Origin of the sequence: Streptomyces zhaozhouensis, from assembly GCF_900230195.1 — a bacterium.
GTDB classification, from domain to species: Bacteria; Actinomycetota; Actinomycetes; order Streptomycetales; family Streptomycetaceae; genus Streptomyces; species Streptomyces zhaozhouensis.
The window spans coordinates 579,298-598,887 of record NZ_OCNE01000002.1; the positions used below are offsets into that span (position 1 = coordinate 579,298).

Below are 19,590 nucleotides of genomic sequence, written 5' to 3' on the forward strand. Positions count from 1 at the left end.
GGGAAGGACTCCGGCTCAGCGAGCCGAAGCCTATCTGGTCCCCACAATGGCAGTGCCGACCCGGTGAAGGCACCGCTCACACGTTGAAGCGGAACTCCACAACGTCCCCGTCGCGCATCACGTAGTCCTTGCCCTCCATGCGCGCCTTGCCGCGTGCGCGGGCCTCCTGGACGGAGCCGGCGTCCATCAGGTCGTCGAAGGAGATGACCTCGGCCTTGATGAAGCCCTTCTGGAAGTCCGTGTGGATCACCCCCGCCGCCTCCGGGGCCGTGGCGCCGCGGCGGATCGTCCAGGCGCGGGCCTCCTTGGGGCCGGCCGTGAGGTAGGTCTGGAGTCCGAGGGTCTCGAAGCCGGCGCGGGCGAGGCGGGCCAGGCCCGGCTCGTCCTGGCCGACGGTCCCGAGGAGCTCCAGCGCCTCCTCCTCGTCCAGCTCGGCGAGGTCGGCCTCCAGCTTCGCGTTGAGGAAGATCGCCTCGGCCGGGGCGACCAGCGCCCGCTGCTCCGCCTGGAACGCCTCGTCGGTCAGCTCGTCCTCGTCCACGTTGAAGACGAAGAGGAACGGCTTCACCGTCAGCAGGTGCAGCTCGCGCAGCGGCTCGGCGCGCTCGCCGCCCTGGGCGATGCCGGCGGAGAAGAGGGTGCGCCCCTCCTCCAGGATGGCCTTGGCCTCCTCGACCGCGCGGACCGTCGGCTGCTTGTCCTTCTTGACCCGGGCCTCCTTCTGGAGCCGGGGCAGCACCTTCTCGATGGTCTGGAGGTCGGCGAGGATCAGCTCGGTGTCGATGGTCTCGATGTCGCTCTTCGGCGAGACCCGGCCGTCCACGTGGACGACGTTCTCGTCCTTGAAGGCGCGGATGACCTGGCAGATCGCGTCGGACTCGCGGATGTTGTGGAGGAACTTGTTCCCCAGGCCCTCGCCCTCGCTCGCCCCGCGCACGATGCCCGCGATGTCGACGAAGTCGACCGTCGCGGGCAGCACCCGCTGGGAGGAGAAGACCTCGGCGAGCTTCCCCAGCCGGGGGTCGGGGACGCCGACGACGCCGACGTTGGGCTCGATGGTCGCGAACGGGTAGTTGGCCGCGAGCACGTCGTTCTTGGTCAGGGCGTTGAACAGCGTGGACTTGCCGACGTTGGGCAGGCCGACGATACCGATCGTGAGCGACACGTGAGACTTCCCGGAACGAGTGAGGGGATGCGACGAACGAGTGAGGCGCGGACGCCGCCCACCAGTCTAAGGGCGCCCCGGGTGACGGCCGCCGGGCGCGGTCATATCGACCGTTAAGCGTGTCCCTCCCGGCAGGGCCAGGGCCGCGGCTTACGTTGGGACGGTGGAACACAGCACGCACACAACTCGGCACCCTCGGCAACATCCGGCCGAGGTGCACCGGCGGGTGCCCCGGCCCGCCGGCGCGGCGCCGGCCCCGGCACGGGCCAGGACGGGCGGGACGACGGGGCGCGCGCCCGTCCTGGTCGCGCTCGGCCGGCTGCCCAAGCCCCGGCTGACCGGCCTCGGCTGCGGGGTGCTGGCGACGGTCGCGATGGTGCTCACCGCCTGGTTCTGCGAGCTGGTCGGCGGCGCGCCCACGCTCTACGGGGTGCTGTTCGTCCTGACCTCGCTCGTCGCCGCCGGCTGGGTCCGCCCGGCCGAGGTGATCTGCGGGCCGATCGCGGCGCCCATCGCGTTCGCCCTCGGGCTGCTGACGACGAGCGGGCCGATGAACACCATGACCGAACTGGCCCTCCGGGCCCCCTGGCTCTTCGCCGGCACCGGGGTCGCCCTGTGGATCGCCCTGGTCCGCAAGGGACTTCAGCTGCTCCGCCGCCGGCTGCGCCGGAGCCGCTGAGCCGGTCGAGTCGGTGCGGACGGGGCGCGTCGCCAGGCAGCCGGCCGCGTCGCCAACGCAGCCTGTCGCGTCGCCACGCAGCCCGTCTCGTTGCCAGGCAGCCCGTCTCGTCGCCACACGCCGGTCGCGTCGGTGGAGCCGGCAGTGGAACCGGCTTCAGCAGCTGGACAGGGCGAACCGGACAAACCAGGTGCGCGCGGCCCGGCGCTCAGCCCTCCAGCTTGGCCGCGGCCTCGGCACGCAGGTCGCGGCGCAGCTCCTTGGGCAGCGAGAACTGGATGTGCTCGCTGATCGGCTGGACGACCTCCACGTCGTCGAAGCCGCGCTCGGCCAACCACTCCAGCGCGCCGTCGACCAGCACCTCCGGCACGGAGGCCCCCGAGGAGAGCCCCACCGTGCGCACGCCCTCCAGCCAGGACTCCTCGATCTCCGAGGCGTTGTCCACCAGGTAGGAGGCGCGCGCGCCGGCGCCGAGCGCCACCTCAACCATGCGCGCCGAGTTCGACGAGTTCTTCGAGCCGACGACCAGCACCAGGTCCGCGTCGGCCGCGACCTGCTTGATCGCGGTCTGACGGTTCTGCGTGGCGTAGCAGATGTCGTCGCTCGGCGGGCTGACCAGCTGCGGGAAGCGCTCCTTGAGCGCGCCGACGGTCTCCATGGTCTCGTCGACCGACAGCGTGGTCTGGGAGAGCCAGACGACCTTCTCCGGGTCCCTGACCTCGACGTTCGCCACGTCGTCCGGGCCGTCGACGAGGGTGATGTGGTCGGGGGCCTCGCCGCTGGTGCCGATGACCTCCTCGTGGCCCTCGTGGCCGATCAGCAGGATGTCGTAGTCGTCCTTGGCGAAGCGCACGGCCTCCTTGTGCACCTTGGTGACCAGCGGGCAGGTGGCGTCGACGGTGGCGAGCTTGCCGCGTTCGGCCTCACGGTGGACCTCGGGGGCGACACCGTGGGCGGAGAAGATGACGATCTCGCCCTCGGGGACCTCGCCGGTCTCCTCGACGAAGACGGCGCCCTTCTTCTCCAGCGTGCGGACGACGTACTTGTTGTGCACGATCTCGTGCCGGACGTAGATCGGCGGGCCGTACTGCTCCAGCGCCTGCTCCACGGCTATGACGGCACGGTCCACCCCCGCGCAGTAGCCCCGGGGGGCGGCCAGCAGGACGCGGCGGCGGTCGGTGTCTTCAGCCATGCCCCCATCGTAGAGGCGGTGCGGAGGGGCGCGGGAACGGCACTGTCAGTGGTCGGGGTTAGCGTGACTCCATGGCAGCGACGCAGACTTCGGCGGAGGCGCCGATCCCGGTCGGGGAGGTCTCCCGGCTGATCGGCGGCTGGATCGACCGGCTCGGGGCGGTGTGGGTGGAGGGCCAGATCACGCAGCTCTCCCGCCGGCCCGGCTTCGGGGTGGTCTTCCTCACCCTGCGCGACCCGGCACGGGACGTCTCCCTGCGGGTGACGTGCTTCCGGGCGGTCTTCGACCGGGTGGCGGACGTGATAGTCGAGGGCGCCCGCGTCGTGGTGCTGGGCAAGCCGGAGTGGTACGCCCCGCGCGGGGAGTTGTCGCTGCGCGCCTCGGAGATCCGTGCGGTGGGTGTCGGGGAGCTGCTGCTGCGCCTGGAGCGGCTGAAGCGCGCGCTCACCGAGGAGGGGCTCTTCGCGGCGGGGCGCAAGCGCCCGCTGCCGTTCCTCCCGGGGCGGGTGGGCCTGGTCACCGGCCGGGCCTCGGCCGCCGAGCGCGACGTCCTGGAGAACGCGAGGCTCCGCTGGCCGGCCGTGCGGTTCGCGGTGCGGAACGTGGCGGTCCAGGGCGCGCAGGCGGTGGCCCAGGTGGTCGAGGCCGTGCGGGAGTTGGACGAGGACGAGGAGGTCGACGTCATCGTCGTGGCGCGCGGCGGCGGCAGCGTCGAGGATCTGCTGCCGTTCTCCGACGAGCGCCTGGTGCGGGCCGTGGCCGACTGCCGCACTCCGGTGGTCTCGGCGATCGGGCACGAGCCGGACTCGCCGCTGCTGGACCTGGTCGCGGACGTGCGCGCCTCCACGCCGACGGACGCGGCCAAGCGCGTGGTGCCGGACGTGGGCGAGGAAGCGGCGCGCGTCCGGGAGTTGCGGGACCGGGCGCGGCGCGGGGTCGAGACGTTGCTGGCCAGGGAGGAGAGCGGGCTGGCCGGGGTCAGGTCGCGACAGGTGCTGGCGGAGCCGCATCGGATGGTGGACGAGCGCGCCGCGGAGCTGGCGACGCTGGTCGAGCGCTCCCGGCGCACGCTGGCGCATCGACTGGACGCGGCGCGCGCGGACCTGGCGCACACCAGGGCGCGGGTGGTGGCGCTGTCCCCGGCGGCGACCCTGCGCCGGGGGTACGCGGTTCTTCAGCGGGCGGACGGCGGGGCGGTACGCGCCCCGGAGGACGTGGCGCCGGGTGAGGCGCTGCGCGCCCGGGTGGCGGAGGGCGAGTTCGGGGTCACGGTGGCGCGCGGGACGGTGGAGCCCGGCGCGGAGGCGGAGTCGGCGGCGGCCGAGGGAAGCATAGGGTGACGGCCATGACGGAACCGGACGCGGGCGCGACGCTCGGCTACGAGCAGGCGCGGGACGAGTTGGTCGACGTGGTCCGGCGGCTGGAGGCCGGCGGGGTGACGCTGGAGGAGTCGCTGGCGCTCTGGGAGCGCGGCGAGGAGCTGGCGCGGATCTGCGGCCGCTGGCTGGAGGGCGCGCGGGCGCGGCTGGACGCGGCGTTGGAGCGGGAGTCGGAGCGCGAGGAGGGCGAGGAGAGCGAGGACGCGGAGGAGTGAGCCGGCCGGGCCCGGTCAGCCCTCGGTCCCGGTCGTCGGCTCGGTCTCCCTGACCTCCAGCGCGCCGGCGAGCCTGGCCAGTTGGTCCAGCGGGGCGGTGCCCATGACGACGGTGGTCACCTCGGGCTCGGTCAGCACCAGGGCGTCGTACTTGGGCCCTTCCCAGACCGTCCACTCCCGGTCGTCGACACGTTCTGTCCTGTCGGTCTCCTCGGCGTTCTGGGTGACGGAGGGGACGAAGTCCGCCGGTTCGCCGTCGGACTGGGCCAGCGCGGCGTAGCGCTCGTCCGGGTCGAGGAAGCCGAGCCGCCAGGTGGCACCGTGCTCGCCCTGCGGCTCGTAGCGCACGGAGGTGGCGCGCCAGTCGCCGACGAGCCCCTCGGGCACCACCAGCGGATAGGGCGCGGCGCGGGCGGCGGTGGCGGAGGCGACCTCGTACTCCACGGTCCGCACCTGCTGCTCGGTCTCGCCGTTGGGCGTGAGGAAGTAGACCGCGAGGGTGCCCAGGGTGATCAGCGCGGTGGAGATCACCATGTTCTGCACGCTCTGGAGGCGCAGCCGCTTCAACCGCCGCGCCCTGGCGTCCTCCCCGCCGGCGGCCGCCGGCGGCGCGTCCTCGGGCCGGGGCTGGGACGGGTCCGCCTGCGCCGCGTGGGCGGCCTCCGTTACCTCTTCTTTCGCCACCCCGCCATGTTCCCGCACCGCGTGTGCGGCGTCGCAGCCACCCCCTCGTTCGCTCATCAGATAGGCGGTCTGCTCATCTGAGGCCGATCGGGCTAGAGTCGAACCACCCTCAACCCGGCACGAGTGCGCCCGGCGCACTCGGAAAGGTGCGTTCCGATGACCGAACACCACCTCCCCTCACCCCTGGACGTCGCGCCCCAGGCGCCCGACCGCAACCTGGCGCTCGAACTGGTCCGCGTCACCGAGGCGGGGGCCATGGCCTCGGGCCGCTGGGTCGGCAGGGGCGACAAGAACGGCGCCGACGGTGCGGCGGTCCGCGCCATGCGCGCGTTGATCTCCACCGTCTCGATGAACGGCGTGGTGGTCATCGGCGAGGGCGAGAAGGACGACGCCCCGATGCTCTTCAACGGCGAGCGAGTCGGCGACGGCACGGGCCCCGAGTGCGATGTCGCGGTCGACCCGGTGGACGGCACCACGCTCACCGCCAAGGGCATGGGCAACGCGGTCTCCGTGCTCGCGGTGGCGGAGCGGGGTGCGATGTTCGACCCGAGCGCCGTCTTCTACATGAACAAGCTGGCCACCGGCCCGGAGGCGGCGGAGTTCGTGGACATCGACGCGCCCCCCGAGGTCAACGTGCGCCGGGTCGCCAAGGCGAAGGGCGGCTCACCGGCCGACGTGACCGTGGTGATCCTGGACCGCCCGCGCCACACGGACCTGGTGCGGCGGGTGCGGGAGAGCGGCGCCCGCATCAAGTTCATCCAGGACGGCGACGTGGCCGGCGCGATCATGAGCGTCCGCGAGGGCACCGGCGCCGACCTGCTGCTCGGCATCGGCGGCACCCCGGAGGGCGTCATCGCGGCCTGCGCGATCAAGTGCCTGGGCGGCACCATCCAGGGCAAGCTCTGGCCCAAGGACGAGGAGGAACGGCGGGCCGCGCTGGACGCCGGCCACGACCTGGACCGGGTGCTGCACACCGAGGACCTGGTCCACGGCGAGAACGCGTTCTTCGTCGCCACCGGGGTCACCGACGGGGAGCTGCTGCGCGGGGTGCGCTACAGCGCCGCGACCGCCACCACCCAGTCGCTGGTGGTGCGTTCGCGCTCGGGCACCATCCGGCAGATCGACTCCACGCACCGGCTGGCGAAGCTGCGGGCCTACAGTCAGGTCGACTTCGAACGGCCCTGAACCGCGGCGGGCCCTGGTCGGCCCGCGCGGTGTCCCGACGGCAGCTCTCGGTGGGGCGGCGGCACGGCCGGTGTGGGGCCGCCGCCCCAATGACCGGGAACGACCGGAAGCGGGTGGGGGCGCGCGTCGGCCGGGGTGGGAGGCCGCCGACGCGGGGTGGGGGTGGCTCAGGCGATGCGGGTGATGTCCGCCTGGCGTCCGCCGGAGGCGGCCTCACGGCGGCGCCGACGGCTGAGCACCACCCGGCGCTCGGCGGCGGTCAACCCGCCCCAGACGCCGTAGGGCTCGGGTTGCAGCAGGGCGTGCTCACGGCACTCGATCAGCACCGGACAGCGGGCGCACACCGACTTGGCGGCCTGCTCGCGGGAGAGTCGCGCCGCCGTCGGCTCCTGGGACGGGGCGAAGAACAGCCCCGCCTCGTCGCGGCGACAGGCGGCCTCCGAGTGCCACGGGCCGGCCAGGTCCCTGGAACGGGGCTGGGCGGAGCCGGCTGGGGACCACGGGGACTCGTGTGGCGGTGACGGTTGCAGCACGGTCAACTCCTGACGACGGCTACCGGGGGGTCGCTCCTGGCTCGACCCTCACCCGTCGTGGGAGCACCCACGTCCACTTCCCACCTTGCTCGGCCATACGAGTGACGGTCCCCCGAGCCCTACCCGCTGTGCGCACGCTTATGCACAACGCGACCACGCACCGTCCGCGAGTTGCCCCCCGAGGCGCCGCGGGAGCCCCGCGCTCTCACCCGTTGCCGAGGTCGCGCAGCCGCTTCCCCTCGATCGCCTTGACCTCCACGCTTCCCATGATCGCCGCGCCCTGCACGGTGATCACCGGGGCGCGCAGGTCGGTCGCCTCCCGCTCCCGGACCTCGAACCCGCCCATCACACCGGAGCCGTTGCTGCGAAGCGTCACGTTCTCCGGGACGCGGATCTCCACGCCGCCGAAGACGGAGGTGGCGTTGATCGTCACGTGCTGCTGCTCGAACAGCGCCTCGGTGAGGTCCAGTTCGACGTAGCCGAAGACGGCCACCGCGCTGACCTTGGAGCCGACCCGCCAGGTGCCGGCGCGGTTGGCGCTGCTGAAGACGGCCACCACGTTCTTCGCGCCGGCCACGCGGATGCCGCCGTGCTTGTGGCCGCCGAAGCTCATGTCCCGGCCCTGTCCCGGGCCGGGGCCCGGCGCCGCGGGGCCCGGCGGCTGGGAGCGCTGCCCCGCGGGCAGGTCGCCGATCAGGGGCTGCAACTCGCCGAGTGTCTTGGAACGGTAGAGCGCGTCCAGCCGCTCCGCGTGCTCGTCCGGCTCCAGCCGCCCCTCGGCCAGCGCCTCCCGCAGGATGTCGGCGATCCGGTCCCGGTCGGCGTCCGAGGCACGCACCGCGCCGGGACCGTGGGCCGCGGCCGGGGCGGGGGACGGGGCCCCCGTGGCCGGCGCGGGCGCGGGGTGCTCGGGCTCGGCTGACTTCTCCAGGGACACGGAGGGCGGCTTGTCTGCGTTCACCCCTTCAGCGTACCGAGTCGCGATACATCGCGACCAGGGTCCGCGCGTGTTCGCGCCGGGCAGACGCCGGTCGTCGACCGTCGACCACACGTCACCGAAACGCCCTCAACTCTCGGGAAAACCACTCGAAGTGGGTATTTCCGTGAACGGCTGGCATGAGGAGAAGCACCATGTATGTCACCGTTGCCACCGACCCTCATCCCGCGATCTGACACGATCAGGAGCAGCCACCTTGCTTACCATCGGTGACAAGTTCCCCACGTACGAACTGACCGGCGTCGTCGGCCCGTCCGAGGAGCTGCGGTTCGAGACCTTCACCAACAAGGACCGGCAGGGCAGCTGGTCCGTGGTGTTCTTCTGGCCGAAGGACTTCACGTTCGTCTGCCCGACCGAGATCGCCGCCTTCGGCCGGCTGAACGGCGAGTTCGCCGAGCGCGACGCCCAGGTGCTCGGGGTCTCGGGCGATTCGGAGTTCGTGCACCACGCCTGGCGCCGCGACCACGAGGACCTGCGCGAACTGCCGTTCCCGATGCTCTCCGACCCCAAGCACGAGCTGATGCGGGCCTGCGGGGTGCGCGGTGAGGACGGCTTCGCGCAGCGGGCGGTCTTCCTGGTGGACCCGGACAACGAGATCCAGTTCGTGATGGTCACCGCCGGCTCGGTGGGGCGCAACCCGCAGGAGGTGCTGCGGATCCTCGACGCCCTCCAGACCGACGAGCTGTGCCCGTGCAACTGGTCGAAGGGCGAGCCGACGCTGGACGCCGAGAAGCTGCTGGCCGGGGTGTGACCCGGTGGCCCTCGACGCGGTCAGGGCGGCGCTGCCGCCCCACGCCAAGGACCTGAGCCTGGCCCTCGGCTCCCTCACGCGCCACGGCGAGCTGACCGAGCAGCAGCTCTGGGGGACGCTGTTGGCCTGCGCCGAGGCCACCCGCTGCGCGCCGCTGCTGCGGGAGACCGAGGCGGAGGCGCGCAAGCACCTGACCGAGGACGCCCACCGGGCGGCCCGCACGGCGGCGGCGCTGATGGCGATGACCAACGTCTTCTACCGCGCCCGCCACCTGCTCGACGACCCAGAGTACGACGCGCTCCCCGCCGGGCTGCGGATGAACGCGCTGCGCGATCCCGGCGTGGACCGGGTGGACTTCGAACTGTGGTCGCTGGCGGTCTCCGCCGTCGGCGGCTGCGGCCGCTGCCTGACCTCCCACGAACGCGCCCTGCGGCAGGCGGGAGTCAGACGCGAGACGGTGCAGGACGCGATCCGGGTGGCGTCCGTGCTGAGCGGCGTCGCCGCCACCCTCGACGCGGAGGCCGCGCTGGCCGGCTCGGCGCCGGCCTGAGGAGCGGCGGGCCGCCCGGCGTGGCTCGGGCGGCCCCGCGTCGCTGCCTCAGGCGGCCTTCTCGCCCGCCACCTCGAACCAGACCAGCTTGCCGGTGCTCAGCCGGGTGGCGCCCCAGTCGCGGGCCAGCCGCTGCACCAGATACAGCCCGCGGCCGCCCTCGTCGGCGGGCCCGGCCTGTCGCAGCCTCGGCAGCTGCGGAACGTCGTCGCCGACCTCGCAGCGCAGCACCTCGGTGCGCAACAGCCGCAGCGTGACGGGGCGTTCCGCGTACCGGACGGCGTTGGTCACCACCTCGCTCACCAGCAGCTCCACCGAGTCCAGCAGATGCTCCAGGTCCCAGCGGGTCAGGTTCTCCCGCACCATCCGCCGCGCCTCGCGCACCGACTCGGCGCGTGGGTCCAGCCAGCGGAACGCGACGTCGTCCGGCGCGATGCCCTCGAAACGGGCGGCCAGCAGCGCGATGTCGTCGTCCCGGTCGCCGGGCCCGACGATGTCCAGCACCTCGTCGCACAGCGGCTCCAGCGGCGCGGCCGCGTCCGGCCGGGTCAGCTGGGAGATGTCCGCCAGCTTCTCCCGCAGATGCTCGACGCCGGTCCACACGTCGCGGGAGCGCGACTCGACCAGGCCGTCGGTGTACAGCAGCAACGTCGCGCCGGCCGGGGCCTCCACCTCGACCATCTCGAAGTCGACGCCGCCGACCCCGATCGGCGCGTTCGGCGGCAGGTCGACCAGCTCCGTCGAACCGTCGACGTGCAGCAGCACCGGGGGCGGGTGGCCCGCGTTGGCCGCCGTGATCCGGTGCGCCACCGGGTCGTAGACCGCGTAGAGGCAGGTCGCCATCCGGTCCTGGCCCAGGCGTTGGGCCTGCTCGTCCAGGTGGTGCAGCACGTCCAGCGGCGACAGGTCCAGGCCCGCCAGCGTCTGCACCGTCGTCCGCAGCTGGCCCATGATCGCCGCCGAGGTCGTCGAGTGCCCCATCACGTCACCGACCACCAGCGCGACCCGGCTGCCTGGCAACGGGATCGCGTCGTACCAGTCGCCGCCCACCCGCGCCGACTGCGCGGCCGGCAGGTAACGGCTGGCGAGCCGCACGCCGGTGGGCTGCGGCAGGTCGTCGGGGAGCATGGTGCGCTGCAACTCGTCGGCGATGGACGCCTCACGCCCGTAGAGCACCGCCTTGTCGACGCCGAGCGCCGAGTGCGTCGCGAGCTGCTGGGCGACCTGGAGGTCCTCGGCCGCGAACACGTCGCGGTCCGGGCGGCGCAGGAAGATCGCCGCGCCGATCACCCGGCGCCGGCCGCGCAGCGGGGTCAGGATCGCCCTGCGCCCCTCGGGCAGCACGGCGGCCCCGGTCAGCTCGCGCATCGCGGCCTTCGGCACCTGCGTCTCGATGAAGACCGGCCGCACCCCGCGCAACACCTCGGCCAGCGGCCCGTTTCCCCGCACCTCGACCAGGGGCGTGGCACCGGAGAGCAGCGGCAGCTCGCCGCCGACGTCGTCCGGCGGCGGGTCGTTGAACGACTCCAGGGAGAGCGCCTCGGGGATGCGGTCGGTGCGCCGCAGCTTGAGGACCCACGGGTTGACCGGCTGTTCGTCCCCCACGGGCAACGGGTGCCGCAGGTAGACCAGGATCGCGTCGGAGAACGTCGGCACCGAGGCCCGGCACAGGCCCAGCACGATCTCGTCCAGGTCCATGCCGCGCGCGATGCGTCGGGTGGCCGAGCCCACGAACCGCAGCCGCTCCAGCTCGCGCATCCCGCCGGCGGGGATCTCGTCGGTCGCGGGACGGACGAGGGGCGCTTCCGTGGTGTCCGGCTCGGAGCGGGCGTGCGGCAGCGCCGGGCTCTCGGCGCGCGGTGCGTCCGCCGTGCGAGCCAGGGGCTGCGGAGGGGTCGGGTCCGTCACGAGGGGCTGTCCATCCAGGCGGGAACTAGCGTGCGGGGTGGCGATGTTGGGTTGTGTGTCCGATGAGGGTTGATCCTACGTTTGACGCCCCGGGGCGTATCAAGAGGCTCTTGGGTGATCGGGGAGCCGGCCGGGGCGGGCCGGGGCGGGGGCGGAGGGCGCGGGGCGGCGCCAGTCGGCGGGGAGTCGGGGGCGCCGCCAACGGGGGTCGGGCCGCCAGGACGGCCAGTTCTCGGAGAAGGGCAGGCCCCAGGCGGTGATCAGCCGTAGCGCCTCCTGACCCGCGGCGCGGACCCGTGCCACCTGGCCGGCGTCCAGCAGCCCCGCCATTTCTGCCTGGGCGAATTCGTCCTCGTCCCGCCACTCCCAGCTGCGGTCAGCGTAGACCACGATATCGAGAAAGTGATCCTCGGAATCCACCCCGCCGGACCACCGGCTCCGGGGCTCTTCAAGATTGACGTACCAGTTCCTGAAGCGCCAGTCCCGATCCCAGAAAAGCCAGACCGACCACGGTTCTCCCGGGCGGGCCAGCTTCAGCAGGCCGTTGCCGAGCCAGCGGCAACGGTCCGTGGTGCGTGGCTTGGTGTAACGGGTGGCCAGGGGTTCGAGATGCGGAGGGGTGCCGTCCGCGAGCACGGGGCGTACGCACTCCGTTCCGGGGGCGAGCCAGACGGCCAGCAGATCCGGGGTGTCCCTGACAACGGTGACCGGCCTACAGATATGGAAATGTCGGGCTCCATTGGCCCTGTACCGCCACAGAATGTGGTCGCCCGGTCGCCAGCGATGCTCCCCGCCCGTTCCGCCGTTTCCCGTCTCCATTCACACATGGTATTCGGGTCGTGGCCCCGGGCGGGGGCATCGTGCTGACACGTGGTCAGGGAAACGTCACGGGCGGGTCATGCGCAGCACGTCGAGCGCCTCGTCAAGCTGCTCCACCGTCAGTTCACCACGCTCGACATATCCGCCGTCGAGCACGGCCTCGCGGATGGTCTTCCGCTCGGCCAGCGCCCGCTTGGCGACCTTGGCCGCCTCCTCGTAGCCGATGTACCGGTTGAGCGGGGTGACCACGGAGGGCGAGGACTCGGCGTACTCCAGGGCGCGCTCGGCGTTGGCGGTGATGCCGTCCACGGTGCGGTCGGCCAGCAGCCGGGAGGCGTTGGCCAGCAGCCGGATGGACTCCAGCACGTTCTTGGCCATGACCGGCAGCATGACGTTCAACTCGAAGTTGCCGGAGGCGCCGGCGGTGGTCACCGTGACGTCGTTGCCGGTCACCTGGGCGGCGACCATCAGCACGGCCTCCGGGATCACCGGGTTGACCTTGCCCGGCATGATCGAGGAGCCGGGCTGGAGGTCGGGCAGCGCGATCTCGGCGAGACCGGTGCGCGGGCCCGAGGACATCCACCGCAGGTCGTTGCAGATCTTGGTGAGCGAGACGGCGACGGTGCGCAGCTGGCCCGAGGTCTCCACCAGGCCGTCCCGGGCGCCCTGCGCCTCGAAGTGGTCGCGGGCCTCGGTGAGCGGCAGGCCGGTGGCGCGGGCCACCTCGGCGATCACGGCGGCGGAGAAGCCGGGCGGGGTGTTGATCCCGGTGCCGACGGCGGTGCCGCCGAGCGGCAGTTCGGCCAGGCGCGGCAGGGAGGCGTTGAGCCGCTCCACGCCGTAGCGGATCTGGGCCGCGTAGCCGTCGAACTCCTGCCCCAGGGTGACGGGCGTCGCGTCCATCAGGTGCGTGCGGCCGGACTTCACCACCGTGGCGAACTCCTGGCCCTTGCGCTCCAGCGCCTCGGCGAGGTGGGTGAGCGCGGGGATCAGCACCTCGATCACGGCGCCGGTGGCGGCGATGTGGATCGAGGAGGGGAAGACGTCGTTGGAGGACTGGCTGGCGTTGACATGGTCGTTGGGGTGGACCGGCCGGCCGAGGCGCTCGGTGGCGAGGGTGGCGAGCACCTCGTTGGTGTTCATGTTGGACGAGGTACCCGAACCGGTCTGGAAGACGTCGATCGGGAAGTGCTCGTCCCAGCGGCCCTCGGCGACCTCCTCGGCCGCGGCGGCGATGGCCTCCGCCATGTCCTTGTCCACCACGCCCAGCTCGGCGTTGACCTTGGCCGCGGCCGCCTTGACGCGAGCCAGGGCGGCGATGTGCGCGCGCTCCAGGCGCTGGCCGGAGATCGGGAAGTTCTCCACCGCGCGCTGGGTCTGGGCCCGCCACCTGGCGTCGGCCGGAACCCGCACCTCGCCCATCGAGTCGTGCTCGACGCGGTATTCGTTGGTACCAGTCATGGGGTCGAATCTACCGGCCGCTCCCGCGAGCCGACCGGCCGGGCGGGGCGGGCCCGGACGGGGCGCGCTGGCGCCGCCCGGACCCGCTCCGGTCACTCGGTGCGCAGCCCGTCCGGGCGCATCAGCCGCCACAGCAGCGGGAGGCTGCCGACGGTGACCAGCGCGATCACCCCGGCGCCCGCACCGGCCATCGGGAGGAAGGCCAGCCAGCCGCCCAGCGGTATCCGCACCAGCGACATCAGCATCGCCCCCAGCACCACGCCCACCGACGAGGCCAGCGCGATGCCGAGCGCCACCGGCACCGCGGTCTGCCACAGCACCGAGAACCCGAGGGTGGTGCGGCGGGCGCCGACGGCGACCAGCGCGGCGAGCAGCCGCTTGCGCTCGCGCAACTGCTCCAGCGTGGTGACCAACATGCTGCCGCCGATCAACGCCAGCACGCCGGACGCCCCGATGATCATCCACGTCTGGATGCCCTCCAGCTGGGAGGAGATCCGCTCGTTCACCAACGCGCGGGCGTCACCGTCGGGGAGGTCGGCCACCACGTTCCTGATCCGCTCCATGGTGTCCCGGTCGCTGAGGTCGGCGCGCAGCAGCAGCGAGGCCGTCCCCTCCTCCGGCCACAGGCCGTCGAGGGCCTCGGAGGTCATCAGCAGCCCGCGCGTCGACATACCGCTCGGAGAGTCCCTGGGCTCGACCTCGCGCGTCTCCGGGACCGTCCACAGGCCGTCAAGGCCGGTGAGCTCCTCGCCGAAGCCTCCGTGGAGCCCCACGACATCGCCTGTCCCCGGGCGGACGATGTCGAAGTCCTCCTCCGGCGGCGCGTCGTAGACCTCGCCCTCGGCGCAGTCCTCGATGTGGGCGAGCTCGACCAGCACCGAGCACTCCGCCACCACGATCTCGGTCCGCTCGTCCACGGCCCCCTCCGCTCCCTCCCGCCAGACGGGGACGTAGAACGCGTGATAGGGCAGGACGGCCTCGACTCCGGGTATCCCCTCCAACTCGTCGACGGCGCCGCCGACCGTCTCCCGGTCGCCGGTGCTCACGGACGCCTCGACCTGGGCGCGGTCCAGGTCCGCGTGCGTCGGGGTCATGTCCTCCTCGCGGACACCGTCGAAGAGCATGTACAGCGCCGTGGCCCCCGCGACGGCCACCATGATGCCGCTCATGGCGCGCACGGCCGGGCCGCTGCTGAGCTGGAGCCGGCGCGTCGCCAACTGCCAGGAGGCCGGTCCTCCTCGCAGCCGCCCGGTGACGCGCTCCACCAGCCAGGGAAGCAGCGCGGTCGAGGCGATCAACAGCAGCGTCACCCCGGCGACCGCCTGGACGACCGCGATGTCCGAGCCGGAGAAGTCCCCGTTCAGCATGAGCGCGAGCAGCCCGAGCCCCAACACCCCGGGCACCACCCGCCACAGCAGCCGGCGCGGACGGTCCCGCGACCGCCGGACCACGCCCAACGGCTCCACCACGACGGAGCGCATCGCGAACAGCGTCGTTCCCACCGCGAGCAGCGGCACGGCCAGCACCACGAGGAGGGCCAGCGGAGGGCTGGGGGTGATGTCCGCGACGAAGGTGCTGGTGTCGCTGACCGAGATCGTCGCCAGCGGCGGGCGGATCGCCAGGAACAGCAGCCCGCCGAGCGCCATCCCGAGCACCGCGCCCACCAGGCTCTCGCCGGCGGCGATCCTCCGCGTCATACCCGAGTCGGCGCCGACCAGCCGCAGCGCGGCCAGCCGCCGGTCTCTGCGCTCGCCCCCGAACCGGGCGGCCGTGGTGATCAGGATCGGCACCGGCATCAGCAGCACCACGGCGATCACCAGGATCAGCAGCACCAGCACCGGGTGCAGTTCGTCGTCGCCCTGCGGCTGCCCGAAGCTGTCGATCCGGAGGGCGCCGGCCTCCGCCATGTCGTCGACCCCGGCGTAGTAGTACAACTCCTGGGAACCGAGCAGCCCCTCGTCCGCGATGGTCCCCACCCGGCGCAGGTCGTCCATGCGCTCGGCCAGCAACTCCCCCTCGGAGGAGTCGAGCAGCCGGGCCAGCGCCGGCGAGACCACTATCTCGCCGGGGGCGGGAATCTCGCTCACCCCGGGCGGCGGCTCGGCCGTGGTCTTCTCGCCCGCGTCGGGCTGGATCTCGACCCCGGAGATCCGCTCCCCGTGGTACTCCGTCCCCGCGCCCCGCACCAGCAGCGTGTGCTCGCCGCGCTCCTCGACCGAGGCGCCGAAGATGGACCGGGCGTCGTCGCGCTCGCCCCTGCCCTGGAGGACCTGGGGGACGGACGCGGCCAGCAGCAGAATCACCACGCCCAGGGCGATACCGACCGTGGTGAGCGCCGTGCGGGTCCAGGCCGAGGCGCCGCCGGTCACCGAGAGCCGGAGGCCGAGCCGCAGGTCGCGCGCCCAGGCCCGGACGCCGGCGCTCATACCGCACCCGCCATGTCACGCACGCGGCCGTCCCGCACCACGACCTCCCGGTCCGAGTAGGCGGCGACGCGCGTCTCGTGGGTGACCAGGACGACGGCGGTGCCCGCCTCCCGCGCCGCGGCCACCAGCAGACCCATCACCCGCTCGCCGTTGAGCGAGTCGAGCGCGCCCGTCGGCTCGTCGGCGAAGAGCAGCCGGGGGTTGTTGACCAGGGAACGCGCGACGGCGACGCGCTGCCCCTGCCCGCCCGACACCTGTCCTGGCCGTTTGCCCGCCAGGTCGTCGACCTCCAGCCGGGACAACAGCTCGGCCGCCTTCGCCTCGGCCGGTCGGCGTCCCACCCCGGAGAGCCGCAGCGGCAGCGCCACGTTCTCCAGGCAGGTCAACTCGGGGACCAGCTGGCCGAACTGGAAGACGAAGCCGAACTCCTCCCGGCGCAGCGCGCTGCGCGCGGCGTCGGTCAGGGTGAGCATGTCCCTGTCCCGGTACCTGATCTGCCCCTCGTCCGGGGGGACGATGCCGGCAAGGCACTGCAGCAGCGTCGACTTGCCCGAGCCCGAGGGGCCCATGACGGCCACCACCTCGCCGGCGGCGATGGAGAAGCCGGCGCCGTCGAGCGCGGGCGTGGCGCCGTAGGTCTTGCTCAGCCTTTCCGCCGTGAGCAGGGCGGGCCGGGACACCGCGGTCATGAGCGCACCTCCGAGGCGAGCCGGTCCAGCCGGGCCGCGGTCAGTTCGAGCCACCGCAGGTCGGCCTCCAGATGGAACAGGGCGTGGTCACAGACCAGTTGGTCGGCGAGGTCCCCGGCGAGCTTGCGTCGGGTGAGCTCCCGCATCAGCCGCAGGTGCTCGGCCCGCTGGGTGTCCAGCAGGTCGTCGGCGCTGCGGTCCGTCAGCAGGGCGAGCACGACCTTGTGGTAGAGGACGCTCTGGAGGTACGGCTCGGGCTTCTCCGGGCGGGCGAGCCACTGCTCGACATCGGTCACACCGGCTTCGGTGATCGCGTAGCGCTTGCGCTCTGGGCCCCCGTCCGTCTCGACTCCGTCGACCTCCACCAGGCCGTTCTTCAGGAGGCGGGACATGGTCGCGTAGACCTGTCCGTAGTGGAGGGGGCGGTCCTGACCGAAGTGCACGTCGAACGTGCGCTTGAGGTCGTAGCCGTGGCGGGGGCCGCCCTCAAGGAGGCCGAGCAGCGTGTGACTTATGGACATGCCGGCGACTATACACGCGATGTATACCCACCATGCATAGCCCTTGAGAGTGAACCCACCGGACCGCGGTTGCCGCCGCCCGCCCAGCGGGGAGACCCAGGCCACACGGCCGGGGCACCGAGTCACCCTCGCGGCACGGAAAGGTGGCGACCAGGCAACGCCGCGCGCGCCACTGGCGTCTGATCCCCTAGCGTGACCACAGCGAGTACCGCGCGGGCCAACGGGTCGGCGCGCAGAGAAGGCCGGGGAGAAGTCGATGCCGCACAGCGCCGACGGGCGGAGCCGCTCCGTCGGTCACCCCCGAGGAGCGGCATGAGTGAACAACCCACGCCGGACGCCGAGTCGAGGCGCCCCGCCCCCGCCGAGCCCGAGACGACGGCCGGGGGACCCCCCGCCGGGCGGGAGCCGGAGGCCGGGGCCGCCGCGGGGGGCCCGCCCGAGGACGGCGCGCCGGCGCGGACCGCCACCGCCCGGCCCCCGGAGGCCGCGCCCCAAACGAGCAGCCCCGAGAATGACCGAAAAGCGCCCCCGCTCGGGGCGCGTGGCGCGGCCGGCGCCACCGGCCGCTGGCTGCTGCGCGTCGCCCGCCGCCCCTACTGGGAGCGCCCGCGCTCCAGTTGGCTGGTGCGGCGCTGGCCCGACCTGACCGCCTGCCTGGTGGCCACGTTCTTCTTCTGGCTGTCGCTGACCCCCTCGCTGGTGCCCCGCCCCTGGTACTACCAGGGCGCCATCGGCGGCATCACGGCCGCCATCGGGTACGGCCTGGGCGCGCTGCTGAGCTGGGTCTACCGGCTGTCGCTGCGCAGATGGGTGCCGGGCGAACGCGTCAGGGCCCGCGCGTGGCTGGCCTACTGGCTGCTGCTCCCGTGGACGGTGGCACTGATGCTCAGCCAGAGCGCCGACATGCAGCGGGAGCTGCGCCAGCTCCAGGGGATGCCGCCCACCCTGACGTGGCACTCGATGATGATCGTCCTCATCTCGCTCGCGGTGCTGGTGCTGCTGCTGGTGGTGGCGCGCGCCGTCCGGCTCTTCACCGGGCTGCTGACCCGCATGTTGAACCGTTTCGTCCCCTGGCCGGTCGCCGTCGCGCTCGGGCTGGCGATGAGCACGGCGATCGTGGTGATCGGCACCAGGGACGTGGTGTGGGACCGGGGCATCCTGGAGGTCGCCGACCGGATCGCCGCCGCGAAGGATCGTTCCACCGATCCGGGGGTGATGCGGTCCTACTCGCCGGTGGTCTCCGGCAGCCCCGACTCGCTGATCCACTGGGACGACCTCGGCAACAAGGGCCGGACCTTCGCGGGGACCACCCTTTCCAGCGACGAGATCTCGGACTTCACCGGTGAGGAGGCGCTGGACCCCGCCCGCGTCTACGTCGGCCGGGCCTCCTACGACGACTACGCGGACGGGGCCGAGCTGGCGGTCCGCGAGTTGGAGCGGGTGGGCGCGTTCGACCGCGAGGTGCTGGCCATCACGGGCACCACGGGCACGGGCTGGGTCAACCCGACCACGGTCGAGGCGCTGGAGTACATGCACGGCGGTGACACCGCCGTGGTCACCATGCAGTACTCCTACCTGCCGAGTTGGGCCTCCTTCATGGTGGACAGGAACGAGGCGGGCATCGCGACCAAGGCACTGGTGGACGCGGTGCACGCCCGATGGCAGCAGGAGCCGGACGAGGACCGGCCCAAGCTGTTGATCTTCGGCGAGAGCCTGGCGGTCTCGGCCATCGAGTCGGCCTTCGACGGTCTGGACGACCTGCTGGAACGCACCGACGGCGCGCTGCTGATCGGCCCGCCCGACTTCAGCCCGATCCACGACGAGCTGACCGAGCACCGGGACCCGGGCAGCCCGATCTGGCGGCCGGTCTACGACGACGGCCGGCACGTGCGGTTCGCCCAGTTCCCCGACCTCGACCTGACCAGGCCGTCGGCGGAGCCGTGGGAGTACCCGCGGGTGGTCTACCTCCAGAACGCCTCCGACCCGGTGGTCTGGTGGTCACCCAACCTGTTGTTCGAACGGCCGGAGTGGCTGAACGAACCGCTGGGGCCGGACGTGACCACCGCCATCGACTGGTTTCCCTTCGTCACCTTCTGGCAGACCACCGTGGACATGGCGGTCTCCTACGGCTCGCCCGCGCCGCACGGCCACCGCTACGGCTCCAACCCGGTCAACGCCTGGGCCGCCATCGCCCCGCCCGACGGGTGGAGCACCGTGGACACCGAACGGCTGGGCTGGCTGCTGGAGATCCGCCACCCGCCGAGGCACGGCTGGGCCGGCTGACCCCGCCCCTCCCCTCGCGGCCCCCTCCCGGCACACACGTCGAGGCCGCCTCCCACTCCTTGGGTTCTAGGGGTCGTCGCAACACCGCCTGGTTTCAGGTGGTGAGTAGATCACGTAGACGCTCGGCTGGGGTATCCCAGCCGAGCGTTTTGC

At 72.7% G+C, this 19,590-nt stretch carries 18 protein-coding genes; 7 read left to right on the forward strand and 11 right to left on the reverse strand.

Going from position 1 to position 19,590, the window contains the following annotated elements:
• Positions 1-76: 76 nt before the first annotated feature.
• A complete protein-coding gene (ychF, locus tag CRP51_RS05710; RefSeq protein ID WP_097229854.1) occupies positions 77-1,165 on the reverse strand; it encodes a redox-regulated ATPase YchF in 1,089 nt (362 codons plus the stop codon).
• A 226-nt stretch (positions 1,166-1,391) separates the two neighbouring features.
• On the opposite strand from ychF, the gene CRP51_RS05715 reads away from it, so the two are divergent.
• On the forward strand, positions 1,392-1,844 hold the full coding sequence (locus tag CRP51_RS05715) for a DUF6542 domain-containing protein (protein WP_097229855.1): 453 nt from the start codon (positions 1,392-1,394) through the stop codon (positions 1,842-1,844).
• A 208-nt stretch (positions 1,845-2,052) separates the two neighbouring features.
• Here CRP51_RS05715 and CRP51_RS05720 read toward each other — a convergent pair whose 3' ends face one another.
• Positions 2,053-3,036, reverse strand: coding sequence for a 4-hydroxy-3-methylbut-2-enyl diphosphate reductase (locus tag CRP51_RS05720; RefSeq protein WP_097229856.1), 984 nt, complete (start codon positions 3,034-3,036; stop codon positions 2,053-2,055).
• Positions 3,037-3,107: 71 nt separating this feature from the next.
• Here CRP51_RS05720 and xseA point away from each other — a divergent pair, with 71 nt between their 5' ends.
• Together xseA and CRP51_RS05730 are read left to right on the forward strand one after the other, a co-directional pair.
• Positions 3,108-4,376, forward strand: a complete 1,269-nt coding sequence (xseA, locus tag CRP51_RS05725) for an exodeoxyribonuclease VII large subunit (protein ID WP_097229857.1) — start codon at positions 3,108-3,110, stop codon at positions 4,374-4,376.
• Between the two features lie 5 nt (positions 4,377-4,381).
• Complete coding sequence (locus CRP51_RS05730) at positions 4,382-4,630, forward strand: exodeoxyribonuclease VII small subunit (RefSeq protein ID WP_097229927.1); 249 nt, start codon at positions 4,382-4,384, stop codon at positions 4,628-4,630.
• A 15-nt stretch (positions 4,631-4,645) separates the two neighbouring features.
• Here the strand turns inward: CRP51_RS05730 and CRP51_RS05735 are convergent, their stop codons facing one another.
• The gene (locus CRP51_RS05735) at positions 4,646-5,314 is read right to left on the reverse strand and encodes a DUF4245 domain-containing protein (RefSeq protein ID WP_245880383.1); all 669 of its coding nucleotides are present in this window, start codon (positions 5,312-5,314) and stop codon (positions 4,646-4,648) included.
• A 156-nt stretch (positions 5,315-5,470) separates the two neighbouring features.
• Between CRP51_RS05735 and glpX the strand changes: the two genes are divergently transcribed.
• Positions 5,471-6,499: a class II fructose-bisphosphatase gene (glpX, locus tag CRP51_RS05740; RefSeq protein WP_097229858.1), complete on the forward strand. Its 1,029-nt coding sequence runs from the start codon at positions 5,471-5,473 to the stop codon at positions 6,497-6,499.
• 167 nt (positions 6,500-6,666) lie between these two features.
• Here glpX and CRP51_RS05745 read toward each other — a convergent pair whose 3' ends face one another.
• Both CRP51_RS05745 and CRP51_RS05750 read right to left on the reverse strand, forming a co-directional pair.
• The gene (locus CRP51_RS05745; RefSeq protein WP_097229929.1) at positions 6,667-7,029 is read right to left on the reverse strand and encodes a WhiB family transcriptional regulator; all 363 of its coding nucleotides are present in this window, start codon (positions 7,027-7,029) and stop codon (positions 6,667-6,669) included.
• Between the two features lie 208 nt (positions 7,030-7,237).
• Complete coding sequence (locus CRP51_RS05750; RefSeq protein WP_439333120.1) at positions 7,238-7,993, reverse strand: DUF1707 SHOCT-like domain-containing protein; 756 nt, start codon at positions 7,991-7,993, stop codon at positions 7,238-7,240.
• A gap of 232 nt (positions 7,994-8,225) precedes the next feature.
• Between CRP51_RS05750 and CRP51_RS05755 the strand changes: the two genes are divergently transcribed.
• Both CRP51_RS05755 and ahpD read left to right on the forward strand, forming a co-directional pair.
• Entirely contained in the window at positions 8,226-8,780 is a 555-nt protein-coding gene (locus tag CRP51_RS05755) for a peroxiredoxin (protein WP_097229860.1), read from the forward strand.
• Positions 8,781-8,784: 4 nt separating this feature from the next.
• Positions 8,785-9,330 carry an alkylhydroperoxidase, AhpD family gene (ahpD, locus tag CRP51_RS05760; RefSeq protein ID WP_097229861.1) on the forward strand — a complete coding sequence of 182 codons (546 nt, stop codon included), beginning with the start codon at positions 8,785-8,787 and terminating at the stop codon, positions 9,328-9,330.
• Positions 9,331-9,378: 48 nt separating this feature from the next.
• Here ahpD and CRP51_RS05765 read toward each other — a convergent pair whose 3' ends face one another.
• From CRP51_RS05765 to CRP51_RS05790, 6 genes are all read right to left on the reverse strand, one after another.
• On the reverse strand, positions 9,379-11,238 hold the full coding sequence (locus CRP51_RS05765) for an ATP-binding SpoIIE family protein phosphatase (protein ID WP_245880384.1): 1,860 nt from the start codon (positions 11,236-11,238) through the stop codon (positions 9,379-9,381).
• Between the two features lie 99 nt (positions 11,239-11,337).
• Positions 11,338-12,057, reverse strand: coding sequence for a cytidylyl-2-hydroxypropylphosphonate hydrolase (gene fomD / locus CRP51_RS05770; RefSeq protein WP_097229862.1), 720 nt, complete (start codon positions 12,055-12,057; stop codon positions 11,338-11,340).
• Positions 12,058-12,123: 66 nt separating this feature from the next.
• On the reverse strand, positions 12,124-13,518 hold the full coding sequence (locus tag CRP51_RS05775) for a class II fumarate hydratase (RefSeq protein WP_097229863.1): 1,395 nt from the start codon (positions 13,516-13,518) through the stop codon (positions 12,124-12,126).
• Between the two features lie 92 nt (positions 13,519-13,610).
• The gene (locus tag CRP51_RS05780; protein ID WP_097229864.1) at positions 13,611-15,944 is read right to left on the reverse strand and encodes an ABC transporter permease; all 2,334 of its coding nucleotides are present in this window, start codon (positions 15,942-15,944) and stop codon (positions 13,611-13,613) included.
• The gene (locus tag CRP51_RS05785; RefSeq protein ID WP_097229865.1) at positions 15,941-16,633 is read right to left on the reverse strand and encodes an ABC transporter ATP-binding protein; all 693 of its coding nucleotides are present in this window, start codon (positions 16,631-16,633) and stop codon (positions 15,941-15,943) included. The genes CRP51_RS05780 and CRP51_RS05785 overlap by 4 nt, the downstream gene beginning before the upstream one ends.
• A complete protein-coding gene (locus CRP51_RS05790; RefSeq protein ID WP_097229866.1) occupies positions 16,630-17,154 on the reverse strand; it encodes a PadR family transcriptional regulator in 525 nt (174 codons plus the stop codon). The genes CRP51_RS05785 and CRP51_RS05790 overlap by 4 nt, the downstream gene beginning before the upstream one ends.
• 312 nt (positions 17,155-17,466) lie before the next feature.
• Here CRP51_RS05790 and CRP51_RS05795 point away from each other — a divergent pair, with 312 nt between their 5' ends.
• Complete coding sequence (locus tag CRP51_RS05795; protein ID WP_097229867.1) at positions 17,467-19,437, forward strand: alpha/beta hydrolase; 1,971 nt, start codon at positions 17,467-17,469, stop codon at positions 19,435-19,437.
• The last annotated feature ends 153 nt before the right edge of the window (positions 19,438-19,590 follow it).